Origin of the sequence: Archangium sp., from assembly GCF_036277355.1 — a bacterium.
Taxonomy (GTDB): Bacteria; Myxococcota; Myxococcia; order Myxococcales; family Myxococcaceae; genus Archangium.
In genome coordinates, this window is record NZ_DASUNC010000062.1 from 38,598 (window position 1) to 50,791 (window position 12,194).

Here is a 12,194-nt window from a genome sequence, read left to right on the forward strand (position 1 = left end):
TATCAGGCCCGCCTACTTGAGGGCGACGGGGTCCACCTCGGCGAGCAGCTTGGTGACGCGGGCCTCGTCGATGCGGGCGGTGAGCCGGTCCTGCTCGTGCTGGTCGCGCACCGTCTTGGACAGGCTGAAGGTGGAGCCGATGCTGAAGAGCAGGCCCATGCCCAGGAAGGCCTTCTGCCAGCCGTCGACGGGCAGGTGGTAGATGCCGATGGCCATCACACCGATCGCCAGTGCGAAGGAGAGCCAGGCCTGGATGACCCAGGCGCCACTGTGGGTCGGCTGCACGGCGGTGGTGTTGGGGCGGGCCATTGTGAACCTCGTTCGAAGGGCGCTTCCGGTGGAAGCGCGTGGACGAGACACAGAATGCACCCGTTCCTCGCAAACCGCATGGAACTAATGGCTCGTCCTTCGATAACCTCCCGTGAATGATTCAGCTCCAGCGTCTCGAGGGCTTCTACTGGGTGGCACGTTGTGAGGGTTACGCCCGGGCGGCCCGCGCCTTCCCGTACCCCATCACCCAGCCGGGCGTGCACCAGCAGGTGAAGCGGCTCGAGTCCGAGCTGGGCGTGCGCCTCTTCGAGCGGGTGGGCAAGGATCGCGTCGTGCTCACGCCGCAGGGCCGCGCGCTCTACGAGTACCTGGCTCCCTTCTACGAGGGCCTGTCCTCGCTGGAGCGCTCACTGCGCTCGGGCACGATGGGCGGGCGGCTGCGCATCCACGCCTCGGGGCACACGCTGCGCCACCTGCTGCCTCCGTGGCTGCGGCGGCTGCAGGGCCAGCGGCCCGACATCGAGGTGGCCCTCTTCGAGGCGAAGGTGCCCGCGGTGTCCCTGGTGCGCTCGGGTGAGGCAGATCTGCTGGTGGACCACCTGCCCGAGGTGCCCGCGGACCTGGAGGCCCGGCAGGTGGGCAAGACGCGCCCCTTCCTCGTGTTCCCGTCCAACCACCGGCTCGCGCGCAAGGGCCCGGTGAGCCCCGAGCCGTTCCGGGACGAGCCCTTCATCACCTACAGCTCGGATCCACAGTTGAGGGACCTGCAGCTCGCGGCCCTCTCACACTTTGGCGTGGTGCCGCAGCGGATGTACGCGGCGGATTCGTCCGAGACCATCCTCGGCTTCGTCGCGGCGGGGCTCGGCTATTCACTGCTGGCGTCGCTGCAGCCCCGCGGGCCGCAGGTGCCTGGCGTGGTGGCGCGGCCTCTCTCCGAGCCGGCTCGCGAGTTCCCCATCTACGTGGCGTGGCGCAAGAGCTCGCAGCGCAATCCCCTCATCGAGGCGATGCTGGGGCTCGCGCCGAAGCCCTGAGATGGCCTACTGCCTCTCTGCCTGGCTGACAGACGCCTGCTTGCCAGCCTCGGGGGCCTGGGCCTCGGCGCTCTTCTGCTTCTCCTTGAGCGTACCCAGGCTGTTGCTCCACCACTCCGGGCACAGAAGGATGAAGAGGCCTCCGAACAGCACCATGCCCACCAGCGAGACGATGATCACTTCACCCATTCACTCCTCCACACCGCCCTGACTCCCAGGACGGCCACGTTCCTCTACAACACCGGAGAACCGCCGTTTCACCCGGGGTCCGAGGACTGCAACAGACCGCCTGTTGAGAGGGAACAGGCCAGCTGGGCGGACCATCCAGGTTCGAACGTCTACACGCTACCAGGGCCGAGGGCCCGTGGCCCACACGTCCAGCGATGTCTCCAGCGGGAACTTCCCCGGTCAGGGCGCACAGGATGAGCGAGCCACGGTGGGCCGGAGTAAGAACCCCGCCATGAGCGCCACCTCCCCTGCCTACAGCATCCGGACTCCCCGGCTGCTGCTGCGCTGCTGCGAGCCCTCCGACGCCGCGCCCCGCCTGGAGGCGGTGACGTCCAGCGGCGCGCACCTGCACGAGTTCTTCCCTCCCCAACCCGAGGGTCCTCCGCCGCTCGCGCTCCACGTGGCGCAGCTGCGCAAGATGCGGGGCGGCTTCGACCTGGATCAGGATCGCCCCTACGTGGTGGTGGAGCTCCACACCGGGCGCTTCCTCGGCGAGGTGGGGCTGCTCACCCGGGCGGGCCTCGGCGCTCGCGAGGTGGGCTACTGGCTGCGCCGCGATGCGATCGGCCAGGGCCTGGCCACCGAGATGACCGCGGCCGTCATCCGCACCGCCTTCGAGCTCGACAAGGTGAGCCGGGTGGACCTGACGTGCGACCCCGCCAACGCGGCCAGCGCGGCCGTGGCGCGGCGGCTGGGCTTCACCCTCGAGGGCCGCCTGCGCGAGCGGCAACTGGCCCCGCACCACGTGCGCGGCGACATCCTCTGCTTCTCCCTCCTGGCCTCCGAGTACCCCCACGGCCCCGCTCACGCCGTCCCCATCGAGGCCTTCGACTACCTCGGTCAGAGAATCCTCTGAGTTCCAAGAATCCTCCATTTACGACGCGGCATGTCAGGCCCGGGTGTTACGTCGGGTCCCTGGGCATGTGGGACCGCGCGTCCCCTACCTTGGAGGAGTCTCGTGAAGAAGCTGTCGATGCTGCTCGCCGTGCTCACGCTGGCCCCGGTGCCCGCCTTCGCCGCCGACTACACGTGCAGGGGCAACCGGGTGGAGAAGGGCGGCACCACCCAATACACCGTGCGCACCTCGGGCGCGGACATCGTCATCGAGAAGGGTGGCAGTACTCGAGGCAAGGCCGTGAAGCGCGGCGATGACTACGCCGTCGAGGTGGGCGGCAGCACCCAGGCCACCATCGAGAACGGCCGCATCTACAAGGGTGGCTCCACCTGGAGCTCCGTGGGCGAGGCCCAGCGCGTCTTCGACTGCCCGGACATCGTCGCCGCCACCCTCTGGGTGCTCCAGCAGAAGGGCCAGCTCTAGGAGTCCGTCTCCCAGGCCCCCTGGCTCCTCACCGGCCCGCCGTGACGCCCACGGCGGGCCGCCGTGTCTTCACGCCCGCCGGCGCAGGCGGAAGCGCCGCAGGAGCGGAGTGCCCGGCCCCGCGGCCTCCTGCGGCATGTGCTGGAAGTAGGGGAAGCGGAACTCCGCCCACAGCACCAGGTAGGCCACCCCGAAGATGCCCGTGGCCACCACCCACCACCACGACACCGCGAAGGCCAGACTCACCAGCGCCGCCAGCACGCACACCGCCCCGATTCCCAGTGCCACCTCCCGCCGCCGGGGTGACTCCGACATGGCCAGGCCCATGGAGACGAGCGACATCGCCAACAGCAGCCACGCCAGCCCGAAGGCCTCCCGGGCATACAGGAGGGCAATCGACAGCAGGAACAATCCCAATCCGAACAGCCCCAACCCACCGTCCATGAGGTGCCTCCTCCTCCGGATTTGCCAGAAGCAAGGGTTCAGGCCCTAACATCCGCATCTGTCCACCACTGGAGGAACGCTCGGCGCGGCGTGCGCCCGGCTCGTCCGGCAGCCCTCCGCGTGGCGGACATTCAACCTTTCATTCCCGCCACAACTCACCGCCTCTTGCAGGGGTGCCTACCCTCGCGGCGATGAGCAGGGCCGTCCTCCGCCACGTCCTTCCGTTGTCCTTGCTGCTCGCGTCCGCCGTGGGGTGCCACCGCGGGGTGCGCTTCGAGGACCACGTCTTCTCCAAGCCCGGGGTGCGCTACCGGCTCGGCGCGCTGCCGCCCGGCTGGCAGCGGGTGAAGCTGCCCAACAACGACCTGGCCTGGTACACGGACGCGTCCGGCCACGCGCTGTCGGTGAACTCCACCTGCCAGGAGCACGAGGACGCGCCGCTGGACGTGCTCACGCGCCACCTCGTCATGGGCTTCACCGAGCGGCTGGAGGTGGAGCAACAGACGGTGGTGGTGGACGAGCGCGAGGCGTTGCGCTCGCGCTACCGGGCCAAGCTGGACGGGGTGCCGGTGGAGCTGCTCTTCCTGGTGCTCAAGAAGGACCGGTGCGTCTACGACTTCACCTACGTGGCGCCGCTGGGGCGCTACGAGGAGCGGCTCGAGGGCTTCGAGTCGCTGGTGCGCGGCTTCCACGCGGAGAGTGCCTCATGAGCACGGATGCCGGGCTCAATCCTTCTCGTCTGCGCCGGCCGGTGGAGACGTCGCAGGCCGGGGCCATCAACCCGCTGGGCGGCTCCTTCACCCAGCGCATGTCGGAGCGGATGGCGCGGCTGGGCTCGCTGGTGGTGATGACGGGCCAGGTGGCGGTGCGCGCGGTGAGCCCGCCGTACGCGCCCTCGGCGCTCGTCTACCAGATGGAGGCGCTGGGGGTGCGCTCGCTGCCCATCGCCCTGCTGACGGCCACCTTCGCCGGCCTGGTCATCTCGTTGCAGTTCGGCTTCTTCCTGGCGCGCTTCGGCGTGCAGTACACGGTGGGCCGGGTGGTGGTGCTCACCCTCTTCCGGGAGCTGTCCCCCGTGCTCATCGCCCTCACCGTGGGCGCGCGCGTGGGCTCGGGCATCGCCGCGGAGCTGGGCTCCATGACGGTCACCGAGCAGGTGGACGCCATCCGCGCGCTGGGGGCGGATCCGTTGCGCAAGCTGGTGGTGCCCCGGGTGCTGGCCTGCCTGCTGCTCACGCCCGCGCTCACCGTGCTGGCGGACGTCATCGGCATGCTGGCCGGCGCCCTCGTGGTCAACGTGCAGTACAGCATCAGCTTCCACCTGTTCTTCCAGGGGGCGCTGGACATCCTGCTGATGAGCGACTTCCTCTCCGGTGTCTTCAAGGGCTTCATCTTCGGGGGAATCATCGGCGTGGTGGGCTGCTTCAAGGGGCTCACCGTCGAGGGCGGCACCGAGGGCGTGGGCCGCGCCACCACGCAGACGGTGGCCATCACCTCCGTCTCGGTGTGTCTGGCCGACTTCTTCATCACCAAGATTACCCTGACCTTCTGAGATGCTCCTCCGACGCCATCCACCCCGTCTGCAGTTCCGGCCGCCCACCCGGGGCGAGGAGCTCATCCGCTTCGAGCACCTGCAGAAGTCCTTCGGGCCCAAGCACGTCTTCGACGATCTGCAGCTGTCCGTGTACGCGGGCGAGACGCTCACGGTGATTGGCGGCTCGGGCACGGGCAAGAGCGTGCTGCTCAAGTGCCTCATCGGCCTGCTGCGCCCGGACGCGGGACACATCCTCTTCGAGGGGCAGGACCTGACGGGCTTCCACGAGGAGGACTTCATCGGCGTGCGCCGGCACGTGGCGATGGTGTTCCAGGGCTCGGCGCTCTTCGACTCGCTGACGGTGGGGGAGAACATCGCCTACCCGCTGCGCGAGCACTTCCCGCGCATGCCCCCCGAGGAGATTCGCGAGCGGGTGGCCCGGAAGCTGGAGCTGGTGAACCTGCCGGGCATCGAGGACATGAAGCCGGCGGACCTGTCCGGCGGCATGAAGAAGCGCGTGGGCCTGGCGAGGGCCATCGCCACGGACCCCGAGGTCATCCTCTGGGACGAGCCCACCACGGGGTTGGACCCCGTCACCACCGAGAACATCAACCAGATGATTCGTTCCATGCAGAAGCAGCTCGGGTGCACGTCCATCGTGGTGACCCACGACATGATGAGTGCCTTCACGGTGTCCGACCGCATCGCGATGCTGGCCAACCGGCGCATCATGCAGGTGGGGACGCCGGAGGAGATGCAGGCATCCACGGTGCCGGAGGTGCGGGCCTTCCTGGACGCGCGGCGGCAGGCGCCGTGGGCGCAGGAGGCAGTGCGATGAGCTTGTTCAGCACCACATCGGCGGAGAAGCGCCGGGCGCTGCGGGTGGGCGCCTTCGTGGCGGTGGCCATGGGCATGGCGGGCCTCGTCGTCTTCCTCATCGGAAACGAGACCCACCTCTTCGAGAAGGAGGTGGTGTACCGCACCTACTTCGAGAACGTGGAGGGCCTGACCGAGGAGTCCCCGGTGTGGCTGGGGGGCCTGGAGGTGGGCCGGGTGGCCGGGGTGAGCTTCCCCTCGAGGCCCGGGGAGACGCGGCTGGAGGTGATGCTGCGGATGAGCTCGGAGCACGCGTCGCGGGTGCGGGGAGACTCGGTGGCGCGGCTGTCGAGCATGGGCGTGCTGGGAGACAAGGCGGTGGACATCACCGTCGGCTCGCCGGACCAGCCCGCGGTGGCGCCGGGCGGGGAGATTCCGAGCGCGAGCGGCGCGGACATCTCCTCGCTGATGCGCAGCGCGGCGCAGGTGATGGAGGACACGGTGGCCGTGAGCCGCACGGTGCGCAAGTCGGTGGAGGATCTCGCCACGCCGCAGGTGACCGAGGACCTGGCCGCCAGCATGCGCAGCCTGCGCAAGCTGCTCGAGGAGGTGGAGAGTGGGGACGGCGCCCTGCACGCGCTCATCTACGACAAGCGGACGGGCAACGAGGTGCGCCGGCTGATGGCCAATGCCTCGCGCACGGCGCTGCGGATGGAGAAGGCGCTCGGGCACGTGGAGGGCCTGCTCGACGAGGTGGAGAACGGCGATGGCTCGGCGCACGCGCTCATCTACGGCCAGGAAGGCGCCAAGGCGCTGGGCGAGCTGGGGGCAGCGGCGGGACAGCTCGCGGTGCTGATGGAGGACGCGAAGAAGAACCCGGACGGCGCGGTGCACCAGCTCGTCTACGGGAAGGCGGGCAACATGCTGGCGGACCTGGGCAGCGCGGCGGCGGACATCAAGCAGATTACCTCCATGGTGGCCAGGGGCGAGGGCTCGCTGGGCGGCATCCTGAAGGACCCCACGGTGTACGAGGACCTGCGGGAGGTGGTGGGCAACGTGCGGCGCAACCGGGTGCTGCGCACGCTGGTGCGCTTCGCCATCACCAACAACGACAACGTGCAGTACGTGGGCAAGCCCATCGAGCCGCCGAAGGACGAGGAGTCGCGGACGGGAATCGGCGGCGCGGGCGGGCATACGCCGGACGAACCGAAGACACCGCTCGTCCTGCCGCCGCCACCCCCCGTCCCTTGAGCAACGACATCCCCTCGCCCTCCGGGAGAGGGTCGGGGTGAGGGTATCCGGCTCGCGAGTTCCCATCCGTGCGGAGCGGGCCCGTTCATCTGTCGAGACGATTGACAGCCGGAGGTCCTCCAGCGAGGAAGGACGGCATGATCACCCTCCCCGAGAACGCGTCGATGAAGGACTACCAGCGGTACATCCATGAGCTCGAGACGATGCATGGATGGCTGAAGGTGGACCTGGTGCACAACTGCTTCCTCATGGGCGAGGAGATGGGAGAGCTGTTCAAGGCGGTGCGCCGCTACAACAAGCTCTTCGACGAGGGCCAGGGCACGCCCACGGAGCAGGCGAAGGCCAACCTCGCCGAGGAGCTGGTGGACGTCTTCAATTACCTGGTGGCCATCGCCAACCGGGTGGACGTGGACCTGGAGCAGGCGTTCCGCGAGAAGAACGCGAAGAACCAGCAGCGCACCTGGAGCTGAGGCTACGGGCGGCGGAGCACCAGGATCTGACGGCCGCGCCCCGGGACCGAGCAGTACAGCCGGAGCACGTCCGGAGCCTCCAGGGGCTCCGCCAGGGATTGGCACCAGCGCAGCAGCTCGCGCAGGGAGGCGTCGTCCTGGAGCCGCAAGCGCTCATCGGTGGCGACGCGGTGGCGGATGCGGGCCAGCGCCGCGGCGGAGACGCCGGCCAGGGTGCTCGTGCGGGTGATGAAGTACAGGCGGCGCAGGAACGGGCCCTGGCCGGGCTCGCGCCGGAAGTGCCGGAAGGAGCCGCGCGTGAAGAGGAAGCGCTCTCCGTCCTGTTCGTGCACGGCCTCGCGGTCGAAGTGCCCGGAGCGGAAGTAGCGGGTTCGATACTCCTTCGAGTCGTAGTGCGCGGTATCCCCCGTGAACCAGGCCAGGTTCTCCTGGCGGCGGCGGAAGCCGTGGGCCACGTCATTGAGGTTGCGCTTCACCTCGACCAGGGCGAGCACCTCCACCGGTTGCCCGGGGCGGAGCGGCTGACGGATGAGCAGTTGATCGAGCTCGGTCCGCGCCGCGCCGAGACCGACGCCCGTGAGCACCCGGAGCCGAGACGTGGCTCCGGCCCGCGCCCTCCCGAGCAGCTCGGGCACGATGGCCTGCCACGTCAGCGCGAGGACCTGGTGCTCGAAGTCTCCCCCCGTGTGCCCGGACCGGTGGCCCTGGTTCAGCAACAGCCCGGCCAGCTCGGCTTCCGCGCGCTCCAGCCCCAGGCGTGAGCGGAGCTGCCGCAATTCCTCACGGACGCGGAGCAATTCCTGACGCGGAGGGCTCGCCTGGGTCCGTTGCTCCTGTTCGCGTTGAAGTGCCCGCTGTCTGTCCTGGAAGCCCTCGAGCTTCCGCCGCAGTGCTGGTTGTGCTTCTGGTTCGGCCCGGGCGAGTGCCGCACTGAGTCCCGCGATGGCCTTCCCAGTCCTGGTGAGTTCCTCTCCTATCTGGAGCAGGCGCGCGAAGTGGGGAGAGGCCTCGTCCGCGGCGGAGGCGCGACGGCAGGTCCGCTCCAGCGCATGGAGTTCGGGATGGGCCCGCCGCAGGTCACGGATTCGAGCGCGCTGAACGAAGGCCGGGTCCGACTCCCAGAAGGGCAGCTGGCCGGTGAGCCAGCGGCGGAAGCCCTCCAGATCGAGGGTCCGGAGATCGACGGCCTGCCGCAGCAGGCGGTGCAGCTCGCGCGTGCCTCGGGCAACTGGGAGTGGGGCGGAAGAGACCATGAGAGCAGGGGTTCTGTCAGCGTAACTGCTCAGGGGGCGCCGCACTGTGAGAAGCGTGCAGCCTGTGATGGGTCTCCGGGAAGAATGTTTGCCTGCCAATGTTCTGGAGACGGGGTTCTCACGCTCGTTCGAGCAGCAGCCTGCCTGGGATGGCTGTCTTTCGTGCCTCTTGGAATGGATGGCTTTTCCTGTAGGGTGGATGCCAATGGTGCGCGCCCTCAGGCGCATCGCAAATTCACACATCAAAAGAGAAGACCACTGCTCATGATGAAGTTCTTCAGGAAGAGGACCTTGGCGGTCGGGCTGCGCATGTCGTCCATGACCACCCGCCTGGGAGTTCTGACGGGCGTGATGGCGGGACTCACGGTTTCTGCACAGGCGCAGGCGCAGGACACCCAGAACCGGCTGGCCATCACGAACGTGGAGGTGGATTACGCCCAGGGCCAGATGTTCATCTATGGCCGTAACTTCAATACCGCCACCGGTGTCCCGCCCATCGTCCATCTCATGGAGATCGGGGTGACCGTCAAGACCTACGGTCCCTCCACGGTGGTCGTCTACCTGCCTCCGATGCTCATGCGCTCCGGTTCCTATCGGCTGACGATGTCGACCGGTTCCAACGTGGAGCAGAACGACACTTTCGAGGTGACCATGGGCGCGGTGGGGCCGCAGGGCCCGGTGGGTCCGCAGGGTCCGATCGGCCCGCAGGGACCGATGGGCCAGCAGGGTCTCAAGGGCGATCCGGGGCCGATGGGCGCGGTGGGTCCGCAGGGTCCCCAGGGCGAGCCGGGCCCCCAGGGTCCTCAGGGCGTTCCAGGACCCAACAAGGTGCTGTCCTGCCGTTATGTGGCTGGACCTGCGGTGAACAGCTATGCCTACCCTGGTTCCCACGTGGGTTGTGTGTCTGGAGAATTCCTGACGGGTGGCTCGTGCTACTCGAACTCGTCCACGGTTGCGGCCGTTTCCCATATGGGCTGGGTGAGTGGAGTCTACTCCTACACCTGTACCTTGAGAGGACCGGCTTCGACGACCGCGAAGGCCACCGCCATCGCCATCTGCTGCGAACTTCAGTGAGCGACAGCCCCCTCCACCCAAGAGCCTGATTTTTCCCTTTCTTGCGAGAGGGGTGGATGAGGGAGGCGCTTCATTCCCCGGAATGCATGCCCGGGGAACTCGCACCAGCGGTCAGGCGGCCAGGCGCTGGCCGTCTGCCGTCACGTGCACGGCGATGGGCCTCAACTGGTCCGCCGTCGGGCTGTACGCCATGGCGCGGGCCGTCTGGTACAGGAGGTGGGCCGTGACCGCGACCGAGCCCACGAACGCGGCGAGCGCGAAGATCGCCTGGCCGTAGCGGATGTCGAGCAGCAGCGCGGCGATGGTCAGCGCGTAGCCCAGCGCGTACATCGCGAACGTCTTGAGGGAAGTGGTTGGGGTCGCCATGAGAAGTGCTCCATGCTGTGTGGGGGTTTTGCTACACAGATGGCGTCACTTCGCGCTTGTGACGGGAATGTTCCCTACCAGTGCACGAAAAATGAAACGAGCAGGGAGGCGAGCGCCATGATGCCAATCACGGTGAGCGCCGCGGGCGTGCCCTGGAAGATGGCGCCGAGGTTCTCCGACTCGCCGTGGTGGGGCCCGTGGGGCGTCCGCTCGACGATCGCCCGGTCGATGAGCAGCACCGAGAGACTGGCCGCGAGCCAGAGGCCCACGGCCAGCCAGGGCACCGCGCGCATCAGGTAGCCCAGCACGCACGCCCCGGCGGCGATCGCATACGCGATGGCGTACGCCACGAGTGTCCGTGGGGTGAAGTAGTGACTGGGACGGGTGGTTCCGCGGACCATGGCGCACTCCTCTCCCCCTCGTCGCCGCAAACGTGGGGAGTCACGGGTATGCGGGCAATCCCAGACGTGACGGAGGCACGGAGCCCGGGTCACGTCTGGTTGCCTCCTGGGTGAGCGGCGGGTCGTCCATGGACCGGACGCCCGCGAGCCACACTGGCGTTCACCTCCGGAGCTACCGGCCGCAGTGGCCCTCGGGACGGAAGGGCAGGGCCCACAGCTCGCGGCCATGCTCGCCGTCATCCGCGCTGAAGAAGACGTCCCACCCCGAGCGGATGAAGTCGCTCGGGTCGGAGCCCGTGGGCCCCGGTGCCAGCTCCGTGAGCGCGCGCGTGCCGCGGGACGTGCCGTCGCTCACCCACGCCTCCCGGCCCTTCTCCGCCGTCTCCGCGCTGAAGAAGAGCGTGTCCTGGATGGCCGTCAGCTCCGTGGGCGACGCGCCCGCTGCGCCCGGCTCGAGATCCTTGAAGAGCCGCGTGCCACCGGACGTCCCATCGCTCACCCACAGCTCGCGTCCCCGCCTCCCATCGTCCGCCGCGAAGAAGAGCCTGCGGTTCATCACCGTCAGCGAGCCCGGCCGCGAATCTCCCGCGCCCCGGTGGATGTCCTCGAGTACCCGCGTGCCCCGCGTCGTTCCATCGCTCACCCACAGCTCCTCGCCCTCGGGCTCCCCCTCCAGTCCGTCACTCCCCCGTCCGGCACTGAAATAGAGCTTCCCGTTCAGCGCCGTCAGGTCATGCGGGTAGGCCCCGTGGAAGAAGCGCAGCCTCCTCGTGCTCCCGAGGGTCCCCCGCGTCACCCACAGGCTCGCCTCGCCCTCGTCGTTGTCCACGAGGAAGAACAGCTGCCCGCTTCCCACCGGCGTCATGCGGAAGATGACGTTGTCCTCGAAGGCCTCGAAGACTGGCGTGGCGCCCGGCTCGCCCTCGCTGCGCCATAGCTTCACGTCCCGGCCCACGTTGGCCACGAAATAGAAGGCGTTCGGCGTGCGCGTCATGCGGCGCGGGCTGGATGAGCCCGGGCTGTCCGGGTCGAAGATGTCGCCGCCCGGGTACAGGTCCTCCACCATGAAGGTGCCCGCCTCCGTGCCATCGCTCACCCACAGCTCGCGTCCGTGCACCCCGTCATTCGCGGCGAAGTAGACCCGCCCGTCGAACTCCACCAGCCCGCTCGGGCCAATCTCCAACGGCGAGGCGTGGATGTCCTTCACCAGCGAGGTGCCCGTGGCCGTGCCATCGCTCACCCACAGCTCGCGGCCGTGCACCCCGTCGTCCGCGGTGAAGAAGACCCTGTCTCCCACCACGGTGAGCTCGTTGGGCTCGGCGCTGTCGAGCCCCGGGCGGACGTCCTTCACCAGGAAGGTGCCCGTTCCCCCCGTGCCGCTGCTCACCCACAGCTCGCGGCCGTGCACCCCGTCATCCGCGGTGAAGAACAGACCGTCCGCGCCTTTCACCAGGCTCTCCGGCAGCGAGCCCGGTGCTCCGGGCTGGATGTCCCTCAGCATGCGGGCCTTGGCCGTGCAGGGCTCCCAGGTGACGCTCGACTCCAGCGTGGCGAGCCCGTCGCCCGCCGGGGTCTCGTCCTCGAGGGGAACGGCGCAGCCCGTGGCGAGTGCCAGCAAGGCCGGAACGGCTCTCCAGTATCTCATCGTGTGCAGCTCCTGCAGTGGCGGCTGGCGCCGCGTGGGGCCGCAATGTGCTCACGAGAGTCCGGCTGCCCACCCGTGCACGGGTGCAAC

Annotated in this window: 16 protein-coding genes; 9 read left to right on the plus strand and 7 right to left on the minus strand. The window is 68.7% G+C overall.

Going from position 1 to position 12,194, the window contains the following annotated elements:
* Positions 1 to 12: 12 nt before the first annotated feature.
* Positions 13 to 309, minus strand: coding sequence for a YiaA/YiaB family inner membrane protein (locus tag VFZ09_RS16140; protein ID WP_329728474.1), 297 nt, complete (start codon positions 307 to 309; stop codon positions 13 to 15).
* A gap of 116 nt (positions 310 to 425) precedes the next feature.
* Here VFZ09_RS16140 and VFZ09_RS16145 point away from each other — a divergent pair, with 116 nt between their 5' ends.
* A complete protein-coding gene (locus VFZ09_RS16145; RefSeq protein WP_329728475.1) occupies positions 426 to 1,304 on the plus strand; it encodes a LysR family transcriptional regulator in 879 nt (292 codons plus the stop codon).
* A gap of 6 nt (positions 1,305 to 1,310) precedes the next feature.
* Here the strand turns inward: VFZ09_RS16145 and VFZ09_RS16150 are convergent, their stop codons facing one another.
* Complete coding sequence (locus VFZ09_RS16150; protein WP_329728476.1) at positions 1,311 to 1,493, minus strand: hypothetical protein; 183 nt, start codon at positions 1,491 to 1,493, stop codon at positions 1,311 to 1,313.
* Between the two features lie 271 nt (positions 1,494 to 1,764).
* Between VFZ09_RS16150 and VFZ09_RS16155 the strand changes: the two genes are divergently transcribed.
* Both VFZ09_RS16155 and VFZ09_RS16160 read left to right on the plus strand, forming a co-directional pair.
* Positions 1,765 to 2,388, plus strand: a complete 624-nt coding sequence (locus VFZ09_RS16155; protein WP_329728477.1) for a GNAT family protein — start codon at positions 1,765 to 1,767, stop codon at positions 2,386 to 2,388.
* Positions 2,389 to 2,490: 102 nt separating this feature from the next.
* Positions 2,491 to 2,850, plus strand: a complete 360-nt coding sequence (locus tag VFZ09_RS16160) for a hypothetical protein (RefSeq protein ID WP_329728478.1) — start codon at positions 2,491 to 2,493, stop codon at positions 2,848 to 2,850.
* Positions 2,851 to 2,919: 69 nt separating this feature from the next.
* Here the strand turns inward: VFZ09_RS16160 and VFZ09_RS16165 are convergent, their stop codons facing one another.
* Positions 2,920 to 3,294 carry a hypothetical protein gene (locus VFZ09_RS16165; protein ID WP_329728479.1) on the minus strand — a complete coding sequence of 125 codons (375 nt, stop codon included), beginning with the start codon at positions 3,292 to 3,294 and terminating at the stop codon, positions 2,920 to 2,922.
* A gap of 191 nt (positions 3,295 to 3,485) precedes the next feature.
* On the opposite strand from VFZ09_RS16165, the gene VFZ09_RS16170 reads away from it, so the two are divergent.
* From VFZ09_RS16170 to VFZ09_RS16190, 5 genes are all read left to right on the plus strand, one after another.
* Complete coding sequence (locus VFZ09_RS16170; RefSeq protein ID WP_329728480.1) at positions 3,486 to 4,004, plus strand: hypothetical protein; 519 nt, start codon at positions 3,486 to 3,488, stop codon at positions 4,002 to 4,004.
* Between the two features lie 98 nt (positions 4,005 to 4,102).
* Positions 4,103 to 4,846, plus strand: coding sequence for an ABC transporter permease (locus VFZ09_RS16175; RefSeq protein WP_329728503.1), 744 nt, complete (start codon positions 4,103 to 4,105; stop codon positions 4,844 to 4,846).
* 1 nt (position 4,847) lies between these two features.
* A complete protein-coding gene (locus VFZ09_RS16180) occupies positions 4,848 to 5,666 on the plus strand; it encodes an ABC transporter ATP-binding protein (RefSeq protein WP_329728481.1) in 819 nt (272 codons plus the stop codon).
* Positions 5,663 to 6,895: an MlaD family protein gene (locus VFZ09_RS16185; RefSeq protein ID WP_329728482.1), complete on the plus strand. Its 1,233-nt coding sequence runs from the start codon at positions 5,663 to 5,665 to the stop codon at positions 6,893 to 6,895. Before VFZ09_RS16180 ends, VFZ09_RS16185 begins: the two co-directional genes overlap by 4 nt.
* Before the next feature lie 137 nt (positions 6,896 to 7,032).
* Positions 7,033 to 7,365, plus strand: a complete 333-nt coding sequence (locus VFZ09_RS16190; RefSeq protein WP_073565996.1) for a MazG nucleotide pyrophosphohydrolase domain-containing protein — start codon at positions 7,033 to 7,035, stop codon at positions 7,363 to 7,365.
* A gap of 2 nt (positions 7,366 to 7,367) precedes the next feature.
* Here the strand turns inward: VFZ09_RS16190 and VFZ09_RS16195 are convergent, their stop codons facing one another.
* On the minus strand, positions 7,368 to 8,618 hold the full coding sequence (locus tag VFZ09_RS16195; protein WP_329728483.1) for a hypothetical protein: 1,251 nt from the start codon (positions 8,616 to 8,618) through the stop codon (positions 7,368 to 7,370).
* Positions 8,619 to 8,882: 264 nt separating this feature from the next.
* Here VFZ09_RS16195 and VFZ09_RS16200 point away from each other — a divergent pair, with 264 nt between their 5' ends.
* On the plus strand, positions 8,883 to 9,692 hold the full coding sequence (locus tag VFZ09_RS16200) for a hypothetical protein (RefSeq protein WP_329728484.1): 810 nt from the start codon (positions 8,883 to 8,885) through the stop codon (positions 9,690 to 9,692).
* 111 nt (positions 9,693 to 9,803) lie between these two features.
* On the opposite strand, the gene VFZ09_RS16205 is transcribed toward VFZ09_RS16200, so the two are convergent.
* The 3 genes from VFZ09_RS16205 to VFZ09_RS16215 form a co-directional block, all read right to left on the minus strand.
* Positions 9,804 to 10,058 (minus strand): hypothetical protein, encoded by a 255-nt coding sequence (locus VFZ09_RS16205; RefSeq protein ID WP_329728485.1) that lies wholly within the window; start codon positions 10,056 to 10,058, stop codon positions 9,804 to 9,806.
* Positions 10,059 to 10,132: 74 nt separating this feature from the next.
* Positions 10,133 to 10,459 (minus strand): hypothetical protein, encoded by a 327-nt coding sequence (locus VFZ09_RS16210; RefSeq protein ID WP_329728486.1) that lies wholly within the window; start codon positions 10,457 to 10,459, stop codon positions 10,133 to 10,135.
* A gap of 172 nt (positions 10,460 to 10,631) precedes the next feature.
* Positions 10,632 to 12,104, minus strand: coding sequence for an ELWxxDGT repeat protein (locus VFZ09_RS16215; RefSeq protein ID WP_329728487.1), 1,473 nt, complete (start codon positions 12,102 to 12,104; stop codon positions 10,632 to 10,634).
* Between the last annotated feature and the right edge of the window lie 90 nt (positions 12,105 to 12,194).